The organism is Variovorax sp. 20P10.2.4, assembly GCF_058244205.1.
On the sequence record NZ_JBZAYE010000071.1, the window covers coordinates 1 to 19,797 of the forward strand.

The window sequence follows — 19,797 nt, forward strand, 5'->3', positions numbered from 1 at the left end:
CCGCGCCCACCACCAGCAGCCGGCTCACGCCGAAGCGCCGCATCAGCGCCGGCGTGACCAGCGCGCCGACCAGGTAGCCGACCGCGTTGGCGGTGTTCATGCCGCCCGCGAGCGCATAGCTCCAGCCGAGGTCGTCGCGCATCGGCGGCAGCAGCAGCGCATAGGCGAAGCGCGTGATGCCGAGCGAGACGGCCGCGCCCATCGACAGGGCGAAGGCCAGCCGCAAGGTGGGCGGCACGGGGGCGGAGGAAGTCAGGGTGGTCGACATCGGGCGGTGCGCTGGGGATGCACCATTCTGCGGCAGGCCGCGCCGCCGCGCTGTCGCGCGTGAATCGGCCGCTCAGTGCACCCCGGCGTCCGCGTGCACCAGCAGCCGCTCGAGCAGCACCGCCACGTGCACCGCCTCGCGCTGCGCGCCATCGGCGATCTGGTGCCGGCAGCTCGTGCCATCGGCCACCACGATGGCACCGGGCCTGGCGCGGATCGCGGGCAGCAGGCTGGCTTCGGCCATGCGCATCGAGACCTCGTAGTGGCTGGCCTCGTAGCCGAAGCTGCCGGCCATGCCGCAGCACGAGCTCTCGATCAGTTCGGGCGCGGCGCCCGGGATCAGCTTCAGCACCTCGAGCACGGGGCTCACCGCGCCGAAGGCCTTCTGGTGGCAATGGCCGTGCAGCAGGATCGGCGCCTCGGCCGGCTTGAGCGCGAGCTCGAAACGGCCGGCGCGGACCTCGCGCGCGACGAACTCCTCGAACAGCAGCGCCTGCTTCGCCACGGTCTCGGCCTTCTCGCCGAAGCCCATCACCAGGGTCTCGTCGCGCAGCGTGAGCAGGCACGAGGGCTCGAGGCCCACCACCGGCACGCCCGCGCGTGCCAGCGGCAGCAAGGCATCGATCAGGGCCTCGGCCTTGCGCTTGGCTTCGTCGACCATGCCGCTGGCCAGGTAGGTGCGGCCGCAGCAGTGGTGCGCGCCGCGCTTCTCGACCGTGTGCAGCACATAGCCCGCGGCCTGCAGCACGCGCGCGGCCGCGAGCGCGTTCTCGCTCTCGAAGGTGCCGTTGAAGGTGTCGACGAACAGCACCGCGGCCTTGCCGCCGCGCCGCGCGATCGCCAGCACCGTGTCACGGTCGGCGAACAGGCCGGGCTCGCCGTCCTTGGCGCGCCAGAAGGTGTCGCTGCGCCAGGCCGGCAGCGAGCGCCTGGCCGAGAAGCCCAGCAGCTTCTCGCCGAGCCAGGCGGCGCCCGGCATGCTGTTGCGCAGGTTCAGGAGCCACGGCAGCCGGCTCGCGCGGTGCGCGTAGTCGGGCAACTGCGCCACCAGCCGGTCCTTGAGCGTGTGGCCATGGCGCCGCTTGTAGTGGGCCAGGAACTCGATCTTCATCTTCGCCATGTCCACGCCGGTCGGGCAGTCGCGCTTGCAGCCCTTGCAGCCCACGCACAGGTCCATGGTCTCGTGCAGGGCCTCGCCGGTGAAGGCATCGGGGCCGAGCTGGCCCGACAGCGCCAGCCGCAGCGTGTTGGCGCGGCCGCGCGTGAGGTGCTGCTCGTCGCGCGTGACGCGATAGCTCGGGCACATGGTGCCGGCGTCGAACTTGCGGCAGTGGCCGTTGTTGTTGCACATCTCGACCGCCTTGGCCAGGCCGCCGGTGCTGTCGCCGCCGGTGCCGGGCGCGGAGGTCTGCTCGGTCACCGGGTCGGCATTCACGTTCCAGGCCGACCAGTCGAGCACCGGCTTGAGCTCGATGCGGCGATAGGGCTTCGGCGCGGTCGGCGGCGCGAAGCGGAACAGCGCGCCGTCGTCCATGCGCGGCGGGTCGATGATCTTGCCGGGGTTGAACAGGCCGATGGGATCGAGCTTGTGCTTGATCGCGCGGAAGGCCTCGTTGATCGCGGGCCCGAATTGCCACTCGATCCATTCGCCGCGGCACAGGCCGTCGCCGTGCTCGCCGCTGAAGGCGCCCTTGTACTTGCGCACCAGCGCCGAGGCCTCCTCGGCGATGGCGCGCATCTTGGCCCCGCCATCAGCGCGCATGTCGAGGATCGGCCGCACGTGCAGGGTGCCGACCGAGGCATGCGCATACCAGGTGCCGCGCGAACCGTGGCGCGCGAACACCTCGGTGAGCGCGTCGGTGTATTCGGCCAGGTGTTCGAGCGGCACGGCGCAGTCCTCGATGAAGCTCACCGGCTTGCCGTCGCCCTTGAGGCTCATCATGATGTTGAGGCCGGCCTTGCGCACTTCCCAGAGGTTCTTCTGGCGCGCCTCGTCGGGCATCTCGACCACGCTGCCCGGCAGGCCCAGGTCGCCCATCAGTTCCACCAGTCGAGCCAGCGCCTGCAACAGCGGCGCCTTCTCGGCGCCCGAGAACTCCACCAGCAGGATCGCGGCCGGCTTGCCGATCAGCGCGGTCTGCACCGTGGGCTTGAAGGCCGGGTTCGCGAGGCTCAGCTCGATCATCGTGCGGTCGACCAGCTCGACCGCGGTGGGTTCGAGCTTGACGATGTGCTGCGCGGCATCCATGGCCGCATGGAAGGTCGGGAAGTTGACGATGCCCAGCACCTTGGCGCGCGGCAGCGGCGCCAGCTTGAGCGTGAGGCTGCGCGTGTAGGCCAGCGTGCCCTCGGCGCCGATCAGCAGGTGCGCGAGGTTCACGCTGCCGTCGGCCGTGTAGGGCTTCTCGCTCTGGTTGTCGAAGATGTCGAGGTTGTAGCCGGCCACGCGGCGCATCACCTTGGGCCAGTTCGCCGCGATCGCCTCGCGGTGCTGGCGCGCGAGGCCACGCACGAACTGCGCGATGCCCGCGGCGCGCACGCCCAGCGTGCCCACGGGCCCGAAGTCCACCAGTTCGCCGCTCGACAGCCAGGCGCTCGCGCCGAGCACGTTGTGCACCATGTTGCCGTAGGCGATGGAGCGCGAGCCGCAGGAGTTGTTGCCGGCCATGCCGCCCAAGGTGGCCTGGGCGCTGGTCGACACGTCGACCGGATACCAGAGCCCATGCGGCTTGAGCTGCGCATTGAGGTGGTCGAGCACGAGTCCGGGCTCGACGGTGGCGGTGCCGGCTTCGAGGTCCAGGTCGAGCACGCGCCGGAAATGCTTGCTGTTGTCGATCACCAGCGCCGCGCCCGTGGTCTGGCCGCACTGGCTGGTGCCGCCGCCGCGCGCGAGCACCGGCACCTTGAGGTCGCGCGCCACGTCGATGGCGGTGGCGATGTCGCGCTCGGTCTTCGGCACGAAGGCGCCGACCGGCGTGATCTGGTAGATCGAGGCGTCGGTGGCGTAGCGGCCGCGCGAACCGGCGTCGAACAGCACCTCCCCTTGCGTCTCGGCGCGCAGGCGGCGCGCGAGCGCCTCGCAGGTGTCGTTGGGTGGCAGGACGGTTCCAGCGGGCTGGATGCGGCTGGCGGGTTCGATGAGCATCGTGGGTTTTCTTTTTGGGGGGAAAGCGCGCTCAGGGCGCCTTGGAACGGGTCTTCTTCGCGGGCGGATAGATCTCGCCCTCGCGCAGCAACTCGAGCACGGTGTCGCGCTTGCGCAGCACGTGCGCCACCAGCACCTTGCGCATGGCGGCGGCATCGCGCGCGGCCAGTGCCTCGATCATCTGTTCGTGCTCGGCCACGGCGCTCTTCCACTTGGCCTCGTTCTGGTTGGTGCGAAAGCGCAGCGACTGCACGCGCGCATTGATCGAGCGGTAGGTGTTCGACAGCACCGGGTTGCCCGCGGCCTCGTTGATCGCCGAATGGATGCGCGCATTGAGCCGGTAGTAGCCCGAGAGGTCGTGGCGCGCATAGCAGGCCAGCATCTCGTAGTGCAGCGCGCGCACCTCGGACAGCTGCTCCTCGGTGATGCGGCGCGCGGCCAGTTCGCCCGACATGCCCTCGAGCATGGACAGCACCTCGAAGGTGTCGATCACGTCGGCCTCGGTCAGCTTCACCGCCACCGCGCCGCGGTTGGGCAGCAGGTCGACCAGGCCCTCGGCCGCGAGCAGCTTGATCGCCTCGCGCAGCGGCGTGCGCGAGACGCGCAGTTGCAGGCAGAGCTCGCGCTCGTTGAGCTTGGCGCCCGGCGCGATCAGGCCTTCGACCAGCATGGTGCGCAGCCGCGCCGCGACCTGGTCGTGCAGCGCGAGACGGGAGATTTCGATGATTTCGGCGGTCATGGGATGCGTTCTTTCGGCCTCGTGATTGCATTTTGAATGCAAAAAAGAACACCCACAACCCTTGAATTTCAGGGTAAACCAGCAGAACAAAATGAATTTTGAATGCAAAACTGGCGGCGAAAGGACCCGCCATGCTGCAACTCGACCTCCATCCCACCGGCCGTCACTTCCTCCAGATCCCCGGCCCCAGCCCGGTGCCCGACCGCATCCTGCGGGCCATGAGCCTGCCCACCATCGACCACCGCGGGCCCGAGTTCGGCACGCTGGGCCTGAAGGTGCTCGGCGGCATCCAGCAGATCTTCAAGACGAAGCACCCGGTCGCGATCTACCCGGCCTCGGGCACCGGCGCCTGGGAGGCCGCGCTCGCCAACACGCTGAGCCCGGGCGACCACGTGCTGATGTACGAGACCGGCCACTTCGCCTCGCTGTGGCAGAAGATGGCCACGCGCCTGGGCGTGTCGACCGAGTTTCTCGCCTATGCGGGCAGCGACGACCAGTTGCCGAACGCGCCGAGCTGGCGCCGCGGCGTGCAGGCCGAGCTGATCGAGGCACGACTGCGCAAGGACACCGAGAAGAAGATCAAGGCCGTGTGCGTGGTGCACAACGAGACCTCGACCGGCGTCACCTCCGACATCGCCGCGGTGCGCCAGGCCATCGATGCGGCCGGCCATCCGGCCCTGCTGATGGTCGACAGCATCTCGGGCCTCGCGAGCGCCGACTTCCGCCATGACGAATGGGGCGTGGACGTCACCGTCAGCGGCTCGCAGAAGGGCCTGATGCTGCCGCCGGGCATCAGCTTCAACGCGCTCTCGCCGCGTGCGCTCGAGGCATCGAAGAGCGCGAAGCTGCCCAAGGCCTTCTGGGCCTGGGACGAGATCGTCGAGATGAACAAGGACGGCTACTGGCCCTACACGCCCAACACCAACCTGCTCTACGGCCTCTCGGAATCGCTCGACATGCTGCTGGGCGAAGGGCTGGACAACGTGTTCGCGCGCCACCGCCGCTGGGCCGCGGGCGTGCGCGCCGCGGTCCAGGCCTGGGGCCTGCCGATCCAGTGCGCCGACCCGGCCGTCTATTCGCCGGTGCTCACGGGCGTGATCACGCCCGAGGGCGTCGATGCCGATGCGCTGCGCCGGCTGATCCACCAGCGCTTCGACCTCTCGCTGGGCACGGGCCTGGGCAAGCTCAAGGGCCGCATGTTCCGCATGGGCCATCTCGGCGACAGCAACGACCTCACGCTGGTGGCCATGGTCGCGGGTGTCGAGATGGGCATGAAGCTCACCGGCATCAAGCTCGCGGGCAGCGGCGTGCAGGCGGCGATGGACCATTTCGCGAGTCATGCGGCCGCGCCGGTGGCGCTGAAGAAGGCCGCCTAGCGACACAGGGAGCCTCGATCGATTCCAGGCCGCAGCGCGCCGCTCGAACGGCGCGGCGGCCTCGGCGCGAGGGCCGCACGGACATGCGCCCTTCCCGCCCCGCATCCGACACCCCCATCCATCCACGGAGACAAGCACGATGCAACGACGTTCCCTGATCCAGGCCGCGACCGCCGCGGCCGCCACGCTGGGCGTGCCCCGGCTGTTCGCGCAGGACTGGCCCAACGCGCCGGTGCGCATCGTGGTGGGCTTCCCGCCGGGCGGCGGCACCGATGCGCTGGCGCGCGTGGTGGCGCAGAAGCTCACCGTGATGTGGAACCAGCAGGTGATCGTCGAGAACAAGGCCGGCGTGGCCGGCGTGCTCGCGGCCGACTACGTGGCGCAGCAGCCCAGCGACGGCAGCACGCTGCTGATGGCCCACATCAACAGCCATGCGCTCGCGCCCAGCCTGCAGCCCAAGCTGCGCTACAGCGTGGAGCGCGACTTCGTGCCGATCGTGCTGGTGGGCGTCACGCCCAACCTGCTGATCGCGAGCCCGGCGCAGAAGGCGCTCACGGTGAAGGACATCGTGGCCGCCTGCAAGGCCGCGCCCGGCACGCTGAGCTTCGGCTCGGCCGGCGCGGGTTCGGCGCAGCACCTGGCGCTCGAGATGTTCAAGCTGCAGGCCGGCGTCGATGCGCTGCACGTGCCCTACAAGGGCAGCGGGCCGCTGCTGGCCGACCTGATGGGCGGGCAGATCCAGTACAGCTTCGAGACCATGACCGCGGCCACGCCGCACGTGAAGAGCGGCCGCGTGCTCGCGGTGGCGCAGACGCGCACCCAGCGCGCCAAGGGCCACCCGAACGTGCCGACCATGCAGGAACAGGGCTTCCAGGGCTTCGAGGCCACCACCTGGTACGGCCTCGCGGGCCCGGGCAAGCTGCCGGCGCCGATCGCGCAGAAGGTCAACCGCGACGTCAATGCCGTGCTGGCCATGCCCGACGTGCAGGAGAAGCTCGACACCTACGGCGCCGAGGACGGCGGCGGCTCGCAGGACAAGTTCAGGCAGTTCATCCACACCGAGATCGCCAAATGGGCCAAGGTGGTGAAGGACGGCAACGTGCGCGTCGAATCTTGAGAAGATCGGCGGCATGAACGCACACACGACCACCCTGCCCCCTTCTCTTTCCGCGCTGGCCGACGCCCTTGTCGCCGCGCGCCGCGCCGACCGCACGCTCGATGCCGTGCCCTGGCTCGACACGCTGCACGAGCCCGCCGAGGCCTATGCGGTGCAGGACGCGGTGGCCGCGGCACTCGGCTGGTTCGACGCGGGCACTCTGCCCGGCTGCTGGAAGTCCGGCGGCGGCTCGCGCACTGCGACGCTCACGCATGCGCCGCTGCCGCCCGCCGGCGTGCGCCAGAGCCCGGCCGATTGTTCCGACCTCGTGTTCCACCAGCCCGGCATCGAGGCCGAGATCGCGCTGCGCCTGGGCCGCGAGGTCACGCCGGCGCTGGCCGCCTCGCTCGCGCATGAAGACGCGGCCGCGCTGGTCGATGCCATGACCGTCTCCATCGAGGTCTGCGATGCGCGCTGGCAAGACCGCGAGGCCGCCACGCCGTTGCTGCGGCTGGCCGACTCGCAGGTGCACGGCGCGCTGGTGCTCGGCGAATGGCGGCCCTTCGCCGCCATCGACTGGGCCTCGCAGCGCTGCGAAACCAAGATCGGCAACGCCGACACGGTGGTGCGCGAAGGCAGCCATCCGCTCGGCGATCCAGCCTGGCTGCTGCCGATCTGGCTGCGCCATCTCACGCGCCATGGCCAGGCCGTGCCGGCCGGCACGGTGGTCACCACGGGCTCGTGGATCGGCCTGCTGCCCTGCGCGCGCGGCGATCAGGTGACGGCCGACTTCCCCGGCATCGGCGCCGTGCGGCTGCGCGTGTAGCGCCCGCCGCCCACGCCCGAGCAGGCCACGAGGAAGTCGAGCACCGCGCGCACCCGCGCCGGCAGGGTGCCGGCCTTGCCGATGTAGACCGCGTGGATCGGCTCCACCTCGTTCGGGTTGAACTCCTCGAGCAGCGGCACGAGCCGGCCCGCGTCGATGTCGTGCTGCGTGTGATAGAGCGACAGCCGCGTGATGCCCGCGCCCGCGATCGCGAGGTGGCGCAGGGTCTCGCCATCGCCCGCGCGCACCGGGCCGGCCACCGGCAGCAGGATCGTCCGGCCATCGATGCGGAACGGCCAATCGGGCGCGCTGCGCCGGTAGGTCCAGCCCAGGCGGCTGTGCGCCTCGAGTTCCTGCGGCGTGCGCGGCGTGCCGTACTTCGCGAGGTAGGACGGCGCGGCCAGGATGGTCTGGCTGGTGTCGCCGATGCGCCGCGCCACCAGGTCGGAGGCCGGCAGTTGGCCCCAGCGGATCGCGATGTCGGCGCGCTCGTCCATCAGGTCGACGATGCGGTCGGTCAGCGCGATGTCGAGCGTGATCTGCGGATGCTGCTCGATCAGCTTCGGCACCAGCGGCACCAGCATGTGGTGGCCGAAGGACACGCTGGCATTGATGCTGACCCGCCCGCGCGGCGCGGCACCGGCGGCCGCGCAGCGCTCGGCCTCGTCCATGTCGGCCAGCACGCGGTGGCTGCGCTCGTAGAAATGCAGGCCCTCGGGCGTGAGCTGCAGCTTGCGCGTGGAGCGGTGCACGAGCTGGATGCCCAGCCGCGCCTCGAGCCGCGCCACCAGCTTGCTGACGGCCGAGGGCGTCATGCCCAGCAGCCGCGCGGCAGCCGAGAAGCCGCCCGCGTCGACCACCTGCACGAAGGCCTCCATCTCGCCCGAACGGTTGACCTCGATGCGCGGCATGGCGTGTTCTCCGGTGGATTCGGCTTGTGAGTTGAATTCACAAGTGCGTTGACCGGCGGCATTCTAGTCAACGAGGGACTTCGTCCGCACAGTACAGGGCATCATGCCCATCGCTCTACTCGCCCTCACCGCCGGTGCCTTCGGAATAGGCACCACCGAATTCGTCATCATGGGCCTGCTGATGCAGGTCTCGACCGATCTCCAGGTTTCGATCACGGCCGCCGGCCTGCTGATCTCGGGCTATGCGCTCGGGGTCGCGGTCGGCGCGCCGCTGCTCACCATCGCCACCCGCCGGCTGCCGCGCAAGACCGTGCTGCTGGCGCTGATGGCGATCTTCACGCTCGGCAACATCGCCTGCGCGCTGGCGCCCAACTACGAGCTGCTGATGGGCGCGCGCGTCATCACCTCGCTCGCGCACGGCACCTTCTTCGGCGTCGGCTCGGTGGTGGCCACCGGCCTGGTGGCGCCCGAGCGTCGCGCCTCGGCCATCGCCATCATGTTCACCGGCCTGACTGCCGCCACCCTGCTGGGCGTGCCCTTCGGCGCCTGGCTGGGCCTGCACTTCGGCTGGCGCGCGGCCTTCTGGGCCGTGGCGCTGATCGGCGTGGCGGCGCTTGCGGTGCTGGCCGTGTTCGTGCCGCGCGTCGAGGGCGAGGCCAGGCCCGCGCCGCTGCGCGAGGAGATCGCCGTGCTGGCCCGGCCCCAGGTGCTGCTGGGCCTGGCGATGACCGTGCTCGGCTTCGCCGGCGTGTTCGCCGTCTTCACCTACATCCAGCCGCTGCTGACCCAGGTCACGGGCCTGTCGGAATCGGCCGTGTCGCCGATCCTGCTGGTGTTCGGCGGCGGCCTGGCCGTGGGCAACATCCTCGGCGGCCGGCTAGCCGACCGCGCCGTGATGCCCGCGGTGCTCGGCACGCTGGCCGTGCTCGCGGTGGTGCTCGGCACCATGCAGTTCGCCATCGGCACGCCGATCGCCGCCGTGGTCTTCGTCGGCCTGCTCGGCGTGGCCTCGTTCGCCACGGTGGCGCCGATGCAACTGCGCGTGCTCGAGAAGGCTTCGGGCGCCGGCCAGAACCTGGCCTCGAGCCTCAACATCGCGGCCTTCAACCTCGGCAATGCGCTCGGCGCCTGGGCCGGCGGCGTGGTGATCGACCATGGCCCGGGCCTGCGCGCGCTGGGCTGGGCCGCCGCGCTGCTGACCGTGGCGGGCCTCGCGATCGCGCTGTGGAGCCGCGCGCTCGACCGCCGCGGCGACCGCACCCTGCCGGGCGACTGCGCCTCGGTGCGCGCCTGATCCATCCCCCCATTCAAACAACGGAGAAGTTCTCATGGAACAACGCTTTCTCGGCCGCTCGGGCTTCAAGGTGCCCGCCCTCGGTTTCGGCGCCGGCACCTTCGGCGGACAGGGTCCGCTGTTCAGCGCCTGGGGCAACACCGGCACCGACGGCGCGCGCCGCATCGTCGACATCGCGCTCGACGCCGGCGTGAACCTGTTCGACACCGCCGACGTCTATTCGAACGGTGCCTCCGAGACGATCCTCGGCGCCGCGCTCAAGGGCCGGCGCGACAAGGCCATCGTCTCGACCAAGCTCTCGCTGCGCGCGGGCGACGGCCCGAACCAGGTCGGCGCCTCGCGCCACCACCTGGTGGGCGCGACCGAGGCTGCGCTCAAGCGGCTGGGCACCGACTACATCGACATCCTGCAGTTGCACGCCTTCGACGCGATGACGCCGGTCGAGCAGGTGCTGGGCACGCTCGACGCGCTCGTGAAATCGGGCAAGGTGCGCTACATCGGCATGTCGAACTTCTCGGGCTGGCAGCTGATGAAGTCGCTCGCGGCTTCCGACCGGCTGGGCCTCGAGCGCTACGTGGCGAACCAGACCTACTACTCGCTGGTCGGGCGCGACTACGAGTTCGAGCTGATGCCGCTGGGCCTGGACCAGGGCGTGGGCGCGATCGTCTGGAGCCCGCTGGGCTGGGGCCGCCTCACGGGCAAGATCCGGCGCGGCCAGCCGCTGCCCGCGGGCAGCCGGCTGCACGAGACCGCCGGTTTCGCACCGCCGGTGGACGACGAGCGCCTCTACCGCGTCGTCGATGCCATGGACATCGTGGCCGAGGAGACGGGCAAGACCCATGCGCAGATCGCGCTCAACTGGCTGCTGCAGCGGCCCACCGTGGCCAGCGTGCTGATCGGTGCGCGCGACGAGGCACAGCTGACGCAGAACCTCGGCGCGCTCGGTTGGCAGTTGAGCGACGCGCAGATGGCACGTCTCGATGCGGCCAGCGCGATCGCGCCGCCCTATCCCTACTACCCGTATTGGAACGGGCAGTTCGCGGAGCGCAGCCCTGTGGCGGTGCCGGTCAGCTCCCCGGCAACGGCCGGTTGACTTCGCCGGCCGCCACGAAGCGCTGCGAGCGCATCCACTTGGTCGCCACCCATTTCTCCCCGCGCTTCACCGGCGCGCCGGCATGCAGCGATGCGGTGTCGACCTGGCCATGGCGGTTGGCGTACTCGAAGTACACCGCGTGGCCGCGCTGCGGCGCGACCGACCAGCCCAGTTCGGGAAAGACGGTCTCGCCGCCCTCCTCCACGTCGTTGAGATAGCTCACCAGCGTGCTCAGGCGCTGGCCGCTGCGCGCCAGCGAGGCCTGGTTGGCAGGGTTCGAGGGCACGAGGAAATCGAAGTGCGGCAGGCTCTGCGTGCCTTCGGGGTAGTACAGGATCTGCAGGCCCTCGCCGTGATCGACCGGCAACCCCATCAGCGCCGCCAGCCGCTCGTCGATGCGTGCCACCAGCGGGTTCTCGCGCAGGCGGAAGAACATGCCGAGGCTGCTGCGGTGCGCGCCGCTGCGCGCGCGTCCGCTCATCGGGTCGACCGTGGTCGAGGGCGCGAGCCGCGGCCTGGCCATCGCGATCAACGCCTCGCACTCCTCGGCATCGATCACGTCGCGAAGTACCGCAATCGCCGGCCGGTCCATGCGCGCGGCCACGCGCACCGTGCGGTCCGCGAGCCGGATCACATGGCCGGGCGCGAGCCGCGAGGCCTCGTGTGCATAAGGCTCGGCCACCTCGACCCTATCGACCGGCGGAGGGCTGCCGGTACGCAGCGCGAGCACGAATGCGTCGACGATGGTCCGGGCGGCCGACTCGGGCATCTGCTGCGCCTGCATGGCCCGCACCACCTCGGCCGGCGTGCAGCCTCGCTTCAGGTTCTGCAGCACCCAGTCGCTCAGCGCGGGGGAGAAACGCAACACGCTTTCCATGGGCCAGGGCTCGTCAGGCGTCCTTCGGGACCCAGCCGGCCTCGGTACGGCGGAAGGCCTGCTTGAGCTGCATGGTGCCGGCACCGCGCACCACGCGGTCGACCATGGGGAACACGCGCCGCACGTCGGCGTCGCCGGTCCAGGACGCAGCGTCGACCTTGTAGGTGTAGCTGACGACGGCTTCGTCGCCCTCCTTCGCGCCCTTCGGCAGTTCCCAGCTCACGACCTTGTCGAGCGCGAGCCGCGCGGCACAGAAGTCATGCGCGCCCTGGCGCGGCAGGAAGTACTTCTGGCCTTCGTCGGTCAGCACGTAGCGCGTGACGGCGGACTCGGGCTGGTCCTCGCTGGCCTGGACGCTGGCTTCGGTCGAGCGCACCAGCCCGACATGTTCCAGGACCGGCATCTGCACCGCATTGCGTCCATGGGCACGGATCTCGCGCTGCGTCACGTCGATCGGCCAGTGCTCCTTGCCCAGGCACAGGTCGCCACGCTGCGCGAGGTAGGTGTTCATCGCGGCGGTGAAGGTCTGCAGGTCAGCCTGCGGTCCATGGCTGCAGCCAGCCAGCAACACAGCCGCCACGGCGGCGCCAAGGGTGGCAACGGCAGCGGCCGGCATGAAGGCGCGCTGCAGGAAAATTTTCTTGAGGAATTCGTTCATGGAAATCAATGGAGGCAGGCGTCTGGATCAGGCGGCGTCGCCGGCTTCGTGTCGGCGTCGCTCAGGGTGTTGAGGAAACAGGTCAGGTCGGCGAGGTCCTGCTCGGACATCGGTGGCTTCGAGCCCGCGCGGCGGCCGTCCATCGGCATCTGCGTGTCGATGTTGGGCCGGTAGGCGCGCGGCAGATCGTCGTACTTGCGCACCTTGCCGCCGACGTACTGCGTGGTGATCAGGCCATAGTCGGGAAAGCCCGGATCGTTGACCGCCTTGGGCTTGCCGCCCACGGTCGGATACCAGATTTCGGGATTGGTGTCGCGCGTGTTGTAGAAGCGCAGGACCTGTGCGAGCGAGTGCATCACCCCGTTGTGGAAGAACGAGGTACGCGTCGCCACGTTGCGCAGGGTCGGCGCCTTGAACATGCCGCAGAAGCTGTCTGCCGCTCCGACGCCCGCAGGCAGATGATCGGTACGGATCGGGCCGCACACGCCCATGTCGAAGTAGGCCGGGTCCTTGTTGGCGGGAATGGCCGCGTTGCGCGGCACGCTGATCGCTTCGTACGAGAAGTCGGTGAACAGCGCCGAACTGCCGTTGAGTCCCGCGCCCTGGTAATGGCACGAAGCGCAGTTGCCGGTCTCGGGACTGGTGAACACCTTGAGGCCGCGCGCTTCGGCCGGCGTGAGCTGGCCGCCGATCTTGTTGCTCGCGTAGAGATCGAACTTGCTGCTGTACGGGTGGAAGCTCTCGTCCTCGAGCTGGAAGGCCTGCAGGGCCTTCATCGCGCTTTCGAAGGCAGCGTCCTGATCGTCGAACACCTTGTCGCCGAAGGCCTTGGCGATCAACGGCGCATAGTCGGCGGCCTGGAGCTTCTTCACCACATCGGCGGTGCTTGCGTTCGCCATCTCGATCGGGTCGAGCAGCGGAATGCGCGCCTGCGCCGCCAGCGTCGGGGCGCGACCGTCCCAGGTCAGGCCGCCACCCGGGCCGGGCACGCTGATGCCGTCGGGGTTGTCGAGCAGGTCGGCATAGGGCGGCGTGATGTCCTTGTACCGCAGCGAGGGCACCGCGCGCAGGCCGGCCTGGTCCATGTGGGCGCCGCCGAACTGCACCGACAGGTCGTTGGCCGGGGCATAGGCATGCCCGGGATCGTGGCAGCTCGCGCACGACATCGCGCCCGAGCCCGAGAGGCTCTTGTCGAAGAACATTTTCTGGCCCACCTGGGCAGCGAGGCTCAGGTGGCTGGCATTGGCGGCCGGGGCCGTAGCGGCTGGCGCGGAAGCCGCCACGGCGGGGACGGCGGCAACGGGGTTCCCCCCGCTGCCGCCGTCCCCGCCGCAGGCGGTCAGCGCCACCGCAATCGCCGCGCTTCCGAAAAAAGCAGCGGCGGTCGCGATGGACAACCTCATTGCTTCAGCGACCAGACGTTGACCTGGCTGCCGTCCGGACCGGTCTGCGGCGAAAGCGCGGCGTCGGCCGACTGCTTCTGCGTGTAGCTTACCGGTGCCACGAACGCGTGGTTGATCGGCCGCACGCTGTCGAAGTGGGTGTCGGCGCTGCCCGCGTACTCCGGCAGGTTCAGGATGTTGTCCGAGACGAAGGCCTCGGTGTACTTCGAGCGGTTCATGTACGAACTGTCGATGGCCGGGTCGGCAAGCTGGAACATGTCCTGCAGCGTGCGCACGAACGAGAAGTGGCTGTAGGCGTCGCTGTCCGAAACGCCCTTGGGTGCGTCGGGCTGGTTGCTCAGGATGCCGAAGATGCTCTCGCCATGACCGCGGTTGCCGGACTGGTAGTTGTTGATGCTCGTGTCCTGCGACCAGGTGCCGTCGTCATTGCGCTTCAGCGGCGCCGGCACGTTGCTCGTGACGTTCTTCTTCAACGGGTTCCAGCCGCAGCAGGAGTTGAAGCCACCGGTGGCATTGCCTTCGTCGAACATCAGCACGATCGCCACGCGCTTGTTCGGGTTCTTCCAGAGATCGGAAGCCTGGATGCGCTTGACGGTGTAGTCGACGTAGTTGTCGCCGCGCGTGATGATCGGCGAGACCGCCGTCGCCGACACGTTGTTCGCCACGCTGCCGCAGTCGCTGGCGCTGACCGAGGCACCCGCGCCGTTGGTCCCCTTCACCGTGATGCCGTGCATGTCGTCGCACTGGTCGGGCACGAGGAAGTTCAGGTTGCCGACGTTGCCGCTGGCGAGGTCGGTGCCGAGCTGGTCGTAGTCGTAGTCGGCGGGAATGTCGTAGGTGGTGCTGTTCTTGAGCGCGGCGTCCCACTGGCCACCGCCCATGGTGCGGTTGCTGTACTTCCATTCGGGCGCGCTGCGCACGTTCTGGTAAGCCATGCCCGGGTGGTGCTTGGTCTTGTAGAGGCCTGCGGGCAGCGGCAGCGTCAGCGTGGCGTCGCCGAGCGTCGTGGTGTTCGGGCCCACGGTGCCTGGCGCGTAGACGTTGTCCTTGGCGCTGACATTGCTGTCGTTCACGCTGTCGATGCGGAAGTCCTGGCCCGGGTTCATCGACTCGCTGTACGTGCGCCAGGTCAGGCCGGCCGCCGTCATCGCGTTGAACAGGTTGGGCTTGCCGACGATGTTGTGGTTGACGCCTGCGGTCTGCATGCAGGTCGCGTTGAACGGCGAGCTGCGTTGGGCCGGCATGCTGATCTTGTCGGGCAGCGGAAGGTCCTGCACGGCGTTCGCACCAGTCGCATCGCAGTTCCACTGGCTGTCGTCGGTGATGCCCCAGTCGTCGGCAGCGCCGAGCGCGGTGTAGTTCGGCTCGCTGGGGTTGCCGGTCGCGTAGTAGCTCACGAGCTGGTTACCAGCCTTGAGATAGGCGTTGATCTTCGGCGCGTAGGCCGAATTCACGATCGACGAGCTGGCCTTGTTCTCGAGCATCACGATGAAGATGTGGTCGTAGCGCGGAATGCCCTCGATGTTGAAGGCGGCCTGCTGCGACTGCGCGAAAGTGATCGCCTTGCGGGTCTCGGACACGTTGGCGGTGACGCCGCTCACGTTCGTCCGGGCGGTCAAGCGCGGATCGCCGCCGGCCAAGGCCAGGGCGTCGGGGAACAGGTCGCCGCGGTCGAGCTTGGTGGTGGCATAGGCGAAGCGATTGTTGAGCGCGTTCGACTCCGAGAGCAGCGCGGTCTGCGTCTTGCCGCTGGCGCTGGCCGCATCGCCGAGCACGGCGGACTCCGACACGCCGATGCGAGCCGCGAGATTCTTCTTCTCGGCGGCATAGCTCGAGCCGTTGGCATCGACCAGGCGCGCGACTTCGGCCGACAGCGGGCTCACGACCACGCTGCTGCCTTGTTCTGCCACCTGTTCGGCGCGGATGCGCAGCACTTCGCGCGTGGGCACGGCCGCCTGCGTGGCGGTGTTCTTCGCACTGGTGCCGATGTCGGCGATCAGCGCCGCGGCGGCAGGCAGCACGAGCGAGAACTTGCCGTTGGCATCGGTCTTGGTGCCGACCTCGCCGTCGTCGCAGCGGCCGTTGTCGTTCTTGTCGACGCAGACGGTGGCATTGGCGTAGTAGCCGGCCGAGATCGTCGGATCGGTGGCACTGCCGGGCTTGAAGGCGCTGGCCGACACCACGCCGCTGAACGTGGTGCCGGTGCCATTGCCCGATTGGTCGCCAGGCGGGAGGAAGGCGAAGCCACCGCCGCCGCCACCGCCGCCGCAGGCGCTGAGCACGGAGGCCGCGAGCACCGTCAGTACGGGGCACAGCATGCCGGTCTTGATCTTGTGGATGGTTTTCAAAGTCGACTCTCGATCGTTGGGGAATGCGAACGGACGCACGGATTCGCCGAATCCGGCGGCCCTTGATTCAAGGACCGGTCGATGGTGGTTTTGCCAAATGTCAGTCCGAAGGCAGCAGACTTAGGCGCGCGTTAGCGCTTTCTTCCGCCCTCGAAGACATCGCGCGCACGAGCGTGCGCGGCGTGCGCGGCACGCCGTAAAAGCAACGGATTTGCAGTTTCGCGCCCCGTGGTCAGGGCGCGGTCAGCGAGCCTCGGCGGCTGCTATTTCGGCGCGGCTTCGCGCCGCGCCAGCGCATGCATCTGCGTGGCTTCGCGCGGCAGCCACAGCGAGAGCGCGAACACCGCGAGGCCCACCACCAGCATCATCACGAAGGTGAGATGCAGCGAGCCGCCGAGCGCGAGCCGCAGCGCCGCGTCGCCGGCCGCGGGCGAGGCCGGGCCCTGCAGCAGCAGGCGCAGCTGCTCGTCGGTGAAGGCGAGGCGGCCGTCGGCGCGCGTGAGGCCGAAGTTGAAGACCGCGCCGAAGAAGGCCGCGCCCAGCGCGCTTCCGAGATTGCGCGAGAACACGTTGGAGGCGGTGGCGCTGCCGCGCTGCGCGACGTCGACCGACTCCTGGATCAGGATCAGCGAGCTCAGGCTCAGCAGGCCCATGCCCAGGCCGATGACGAACGAGCCCACGCCCGCGAGCACCGGCGTGCTGCCCGCGGCGAGCAGCACGAAGCTCGCGCAGCCCACGGGGATCAAGGCCGCGCCGGCCACGAGGATGCGCCACAGGCCCACGCGCTGGAAGATGCGCGAGGTCAGCGTGGCGCCGATCGGCCAGCCCAGCATCACCATGGTCAATGTGAGGCCCGCCGTGACCGACGAGCGCTCGAGCACCACCTGCACGTACATCGGCAGGAAGGTGGTGATGCCGATCAGCACCATGCCCGCGAGCAGGGCCGCGCCGTTGACGGTGGCGATGACGCGCGCGCCCCAGAGCTTGAACGACACCATCGGGTCGGCCGCGCGGCGCTCCTGCCACACGAACAGCACCACGGTGAGCGCGAAGGCCGCGGTCCAGCCCCAGGCGGAGGCGTCGTTGCCGATGCCGAACTCGGTGAGCGCGATCATCAGCGCCGCGATGCCGGCGGCGAACAGCACCGCGCCCACGATGTCGATCGAGGCGCGGCGCGTGGCCGGGGTCTCGTGCAGGAAGGCCCAGAAGCCCAGCGCGGCGGCGATGCCGATCGGCACGTTGATCCAGAAGATCCAGGCCCACGAGAGCTTCTGCACGATCAGCGCGCCGAGCATCGGCCCGAGCACGGCCGACACGGCCCAGACGCTCGCGAGGTAGCCCTGCACCTTGCCGCGCTCGCGCACCGGATAGAGGTCGCCCACGATGGTCAGCGCCACCGGCTGGATGGCACCGGCGCCGATGCCCTGGATCAGCCGGAAGCAGATCATGGCGGGCATCGACCACGAGAAGCCCGCGAGCAGCGAGCCGACGAGGAAGATGGCGATGCCCACGAACATCACGGGCTTGCGCCCGTAGAGATCGGAGAGCTTGCCGAACACCACGGTCATCGCGGTCTGCGCGAGCAGGAACGAGGCGAAGACCCAGCTGTAGAGATGCAGTCCGCCGAGCTCGGAGGCGATCTGCGGCATGACGGTGGAGACGATGGTCGCCTCGATCGCGACCATGGCCATCGACGCCATGATCGACGCGATGACCAGCGGGCGGTGGGTGGTCTTGGTGGGAGGGGCTTCGGGTGTCACGCGGGACTTCCAAGGGAGCGCGGTGCGTCGGGGCACATCGGGGCGCGGGAAGCGCACGGGGCACGGGCACGGATTGCGAAGGGCTGCATGCTATAGCCATCACGAGCCCCTGTCCGCTGCTCGGACTCTTCGCAGGATCAGGCAAGTCGGCGAGCGCCCTGTCCGCGCCCTCGCCTGTCAGCCTTCGCCTTCGGGCGGTTCGAGGAAGGACGGCGGCGACTGCGGGAAGGCCGCCTTGCCCTGGCTGCCCTCGCCCGGCACGAAGAAGGCATAGCGGTTGCGGCCCGCGGCCTTGGCGGCGTAGAGCGCGGCATCGGCGCGCGCCAGCAGCTCGGCCGCCGTGACGGCCGACTCGGCCGGGCCGTGGAAGGCGATGCCGATGCTGGTCGCGACCTCGATGCGCTGGCCGTCGACGCGGAAGGCCGGGTGGTTGATCTGCGCCACGATCTTCGAGGCCACGGCCGCGACCGCCTCGCGCTGCTTGAGGTTCTCGATCACCAGCACGAACTCGTCGCCGGCCAGCCGCGCCGCCATGTCGCTGGCGCGCACGCAGGCCTTGAGCCGGCGCGCGTACTCGGCCAGCACCGCGTCGCCCACCGCATGGCCCAGCGTGTCGTTGATGGCCTTGAAGCGGTCGATGTCGAGGAACATCACGGCCAGCGAATGGCCGGTGATGCGCCCGCGCAGCACCGCGTCGGGCAGGAACTCGTTGAAGGCCAGCCGGTTCGGCAGGCCGGTCAGCGTGTCGATGCGCGCGAGCTCGATCAGCTGGCGCTCGACCAGCTTGAGCGCCGTGATGTCGAGCGCCAGCGAGAAGATGCCGTGCGTGCTGCCGTCGCTGCGCGTGTCGGGCACGTAGATCACCTGCGTCACGCGGTCGTAGCCCGCGCGCTGCGTGCGCGCCTCGAACTCCACCTTTTCGCCGGCCAACGCGCGCGCCAGCATCGGGCGGCGCGACAGGTAGACCTCGCGGCCCGCCACCTCCTCGAGATGGCGCCCTTCCACCTGCGCGGGCCCGAGGCCCAGCCATTCGTGGCTGGTGGCGTTGGCGAAGGTGATGCGCTCCTCGCGGTCGATGTAGGTGATCAGCGCCGGCATGCTGTTGGTGATGGCGCGCAGCCGCAGCTCGCTCTCGGCGGCGCGCAGCTCGGCCTCCTTCAGCGCCGTGATGTTGAAGGCCATCAGGTAGAAGCCCAGCACCTCGCCCTCGAGGTTGATGTCGGAGATCAGGTGGGTCTGGAAATGGCCGTCGCTGCCCTGGATCGGCGCGTCGACCGGGAAGTGCGCGTTCTTGCCGGCCAGCACCGAGGGCAGGTGCGGCCGGATCTGCGCGTACACCGCATCGCCGAGCGAGGAGCGCAGGCTCACGCCCGCGAGCGGGCCGTCGAACAGGTCGGCCAGGCGCCGCGCGCGGCTGTTGGCGAACAGGCAGTTCTCCTCGCGGTCGAAGTAGCCGACCAGCGCCGGGATGCTGTTGGTCACGTCGCGCAGCCGGCGCTCCTGCTCGGTCAGCGCCTTGCGCACGTTCACCTCGTCGGTGATGTCGAAGGTCATCGCGAACACGCCGCGCACCACGCCCTCGGTGTCGCGGTCGGGGATGTAGTGGGCCTTGTAGGTGCGGTCGCCGACGCCGCGCGCCGGGTTGCCGGCCTTCTCGATGATCACGGTCTCGCCGCGCAGCGCGCGCTCGTAGTACGGCGCGACGACGGCGAAGTCCTCGGCGCCGCGTGCCTCGGGCATCGGGCGGCCGACGAGCTCGCCGTCGTCGTGCATCGCCTTCACGTGCGCATTGACGAAGGTGTAGCGCAGCGCCGCATCGACGTGCGAGACCAGCGCCGGGATGTTGTCGGCGATGGTGCGCACCTGGGCCTCGGAGCGCGCCAGCAGCTGCTCGCTCGCGCGCTGCTGCGCCATCAACTGGTCGAAGCTGCGCGCGAGCTCGCCGATCTCGTCCTGCGCATAGCTGGCCGGCGGCTCGGGCATGCCGGCGGCCGGATCCTGCGC

Annotated in this window: 15 protein-coding genes; 5 read left to right on the top strand and 10 right to left on the bottom strand. The window is 69.6% G+C overall.

Annotation, left to right across the window (positions count from 1 at the left end):
- The 3 genes from AC27VN_RS09840 to AC27VN_RS09850 all read right to left on the bottom strand — a co-directional run.
- Nucleotides 1-268, bottom strand: a 268-nt coding sequence (locus AC27VN_RS09840; protein ID WP_490876440.1) for a YbfB/YjiJ family MFS transporter, incomplete at its 3' end; no start/stop codon positions are given.
- 72 nt (nt 269-340) lie between these two features.
- Nucleotides 341-3,412: an FAD-binding and (Fe-S)-binding domain-containing protein gene (locus AC27VN_RS09845; RefSeq protein ID WP_490876441.1), complete on the bottom strand. Its 3,072-nt coding sequence runs from the start codon at nt 3,410-3,412 to the stop codon at nt 341-343.
- Between the two features lie 31 nt (nt 3,413-3,443).
- On the bottom strand, nt 3,444-4,151 hold the full coding sequence (locus AC27VN_RS09850) for a GntR family transcriptional regulator (RefSeq protein ID WP_261205684.1): 708 nt from the start codon (nt 4,149-4,151) through the stop codon (nt 3,444-3,446).
- 131 nt (nt 4,152-4,282) lie between these two features.
- Here AC27VN_RS09850 and AC27VN_RS09855 point away from each other — a divergent pair, with 131 nt between their 5' ends.
- From AC27VN_RS09855 to AC27VN_RS09865, 3 genes are all read left to right on the top strand, one after another.
- Nucleotides 4,283-5,527, top strand: a complete 1,245-nt coding sequence (locus AC27VN_RS09855; RefSeq protein ID WP_296782700.1) for a pyridoxal-phosphate-dependent aminotransferase family protein — start codon at nt 4,283-4,285, stop codon at nt 5,525-5,527.
- A gap of 139 nt (nt 5,528-5,666) precedes the next feature.
- Nucleotides 5,667-6,644: a Bug family tripartite tricarboxylate transporter substrate binding protein gene (locus AC27VN_RS09860; RefSeq protein WP_203201054.1), complete on the top strand. Its 978-nt coding sequence runs from the start codon at nt 5,667-5,669 to the stop codon at nt 6,642-6,644.
- Between the two features lie 13 nt (nt 6,645-6,657).
- Nucleotides 6,658-7,449 (top strand): fumarylacetoacetate hydrolase family protein, encoded by a 792-nt coding sequence (locus AC27VN_RS09865; RefSeq protein ID WP_490876442.1) that lies wholly within the window; start codon nt 6,658-6,660, stop codon nt 7,447-7,449.
- On the opposite strand, the gene AC27VN_RS09870 is transcribed toward AC27VN_RS09865, so the two are convergent.
- Complete coding sequence (locus tag AC27VN_RS09870; RefSeq protein ID WP_209541526.1) at nt 7,398-8,360, bottom strand: LysR substrate-binding domain-containing protein; 963 nt, start codon at nt 8,358-8,360, stop codon at nt 7,398-7,400. The two genes, AC27VN_RS09865 and AC27VN_RS09870, sit on opposite strands and share 52 nt — an antisense overlap.
- Before the next feature lie 103 nt (nt 8,361-8,463).
- On the opposite strand from AC27VN_RS09870, the gene AC27VN_RS09875 reads away from it, so the two are divergent.
- Together AC27VN_RS09875 and AC27VN_RS09880 are read left to right on the top strand one after the other, a co-directional pair.
- The gene (locus AC27VN_RS09875; RefSeq protein ID WP_490876443.1) at nt 8,464-9,654 is read left to right on the top strand and encodes an MFS transporter; all 1,191 of its coding nucleotides are present in this window, start codon (nt 8,464-8,466) and stop codon (nt 9,652-9,654) included.
- 34 nt (nt 9,655-9,688) lie between these two features.
- Nucleotides 9,689-10,747, top strand: a complete 1,059-nt coding sequence (locus AC27VN_RS09880) for an aldo/keto reductase (RefSeq protein ID WP_490876444.1) — start codon at nt 9,689-9,691, stop codon at nt 10,745-10,747.
- Here the strand turns inward: AC27VN_RS09880 and AC27VN_RS09885 are convergent.
- The 6 genes from AC27VN_RS09885 to AC27VN_RS09910 form a co-directional block, all read right to left on the bottom strand.
- Complete coding sequence (locus AC27VN_RS09885) at nt 10,722-11,624, bottom strand: 2OG-Fe(II) oxygenase (protein ID WP_490876445.1); 903 nt, start codon at nt 11,622-11,624, stop codon at nt 10,722-10,724. The two genes, AC27VN_RS09880 and AC27VN_RS09885, sit on opposite strands and share 26 nt — an antisense overlap.
- 13 nt (nt 11,625-11,637) lie before the next feature.
- Nucleotides 11,638-12,282 carry a hypothetical protein gene (locus AC27VN_RS09890; RefSeq protein WP_490876446.1) on the bottom strand — a complete coding sequence of 215 codons (645 nt, stop codon included), beginning with the start codon at nt 12,280-12,282 and terminating at the stop codon, nt 11,638-11,640.
- Between the two features lie 5 nt (nt 12,283-12,287).
- Entirely contained in the window at nt 12,288-13,685 is a 1,398-nt protein-coding gene (locus tag AC27VN_RS09895) for a cytochrome-c peroxidase (RefSeq protein ID WP_490876447.1), read from the bottom strand.
- Nucleotides 13,682-16,003, bottom strand: coding sequence for a phosphoesterase (locus tag AC27VN_RS09900; RefSeq protein WP_490876449.1), 2,322 nt, complete (start codon nt 16,001-16,003; stop codon nt 13,682-13,684). Before AC27VN_RS09900 ends, AC27VN_RS09895 begins: the two co-directional genes overlap by 4 nt.
- Before the next feature lie 293 nt (nt 16,004-16,296).
- Nucleotides 16,297-17,733, bottom strand: a complete 1,437-nt coding sequence (locus tag AC27VN_RS09905; protein WP_093342056.1) for an MFS transporter — start codon at nt 17,731-17,733, stop codon at nt 16,297-16,299.
- Nucleotides 17,734-17,970: 237 nt separating this feature from the next.
- The coding region (locus tag AC27VN_RS09910; protein WP_490876448.1) for a sensor domain-containing protein at nt 17,971-19,797 on the bottom strand (1,827 nt) is incomplete at its 5' end.

What these genes read in the sequence shown, in the direction of transcription:
- AC27VN_RS09845 (WP_490876441.1), bottom strand. Translation starts at nt 3,412, where the DNA reads ATGCTCATCGAACCCGCCAGCCGCATCCAGCCCGCTGGAACCGTCCTG.
- AC27VN_RS09850 (WP_261205684.1), bottom strand. Translation starts at nt 4,151, where the DNA reads ATGACCGCCGAAATCATCGAAATCTCCCGTCTCGCGCTGCACGACCAG.
- AC27VN_RS09855 (WP_296782700.1), top strand. Translation starts at nt 4,283, where the DNA reads ATGCTGCAACTCGACCTCCATCCCACCGGCCGTCACTTCCTCCAGATC.
- AC27VN_RS09860 (WP_203201054.1), top strand. Translation starts at nt 5,667, where the DNA reads ATGCAACGACGTTCCCTGATCCAGGCCGCGACCGCCGCGGCCGCCACG.
- AC27VN_RS09865 (WP_490876442.1), top strand. Translation starts at nt 6,658, where the DNA reads ATGAACGCACACACGACCACCCTGCCCCCTTCTCTTTCCGCGCTGGCC.
- AC27VN_RS09870 (WP_209541526.1), bottom strand. Translation starts at nt 8,360, where the DNA reads ATGCCGCGCATCGAGGTCAACCGTTCGGGCGAGATGGAGGCCTTCGTG.
- AC27VN_RS09875 (WP_490876443.1), top strand. Translation starts at nt 8,464, where the DNA reads ATGCCCATCGCTCTACTCGCCCTCACCGCCGGTGCCTTCGGAATAGGC.
- AC27VN_RS09880 (WP_490876444.1), top strand. Translation starts at nt 9,689, where the DNA reads ATGGAACAACGCTTTCTCGGCCGCTCGGGCTTCAAGGTGCCCGCCCTC.
- AC27VN_RS09885 (WP_490876445.1), bottom strand. Translation starts at nt 11,624, where the DNA reads ATGGAAAGCGTGTTGCGTTTCTCCCCCGCGCTGAGCGACTGGGTGCTG.
- AC27VN_RS09890 (WP_490876446.1), bottom strand. Translation starts at nt 12,282, where the DNA reads ATGAACGAATTCCTCAAGAAAATTTTCCTGCAGCGCGCCTTCATGCCG.
- AC27VN_RS09895 (WP_490876447.1), bottom strand. Translation starts at nt 13,685, where the DNA reads ATGAGGTTGTCCATCGCGACCGCCGCTGCTTTTTTCGGAAGCGCGGCG.
- AC27VN_RS09900 (WP_490876449.1), bottom strand. Translation starts at nt 16,003, where the DNA reads ATGCTGTGCCCCGTACTGACGGTGCTCGCGGCCTCCGTGCTCAGCGCC.
- AC27VN_RS09905 (WP_093342056.1), bottom strand. Translation starts at nt 17,733, where the DNA reads ATGGCGTCGATGGCCATGGTCGCGATCGAGGCGACCATCGTCTCCACC.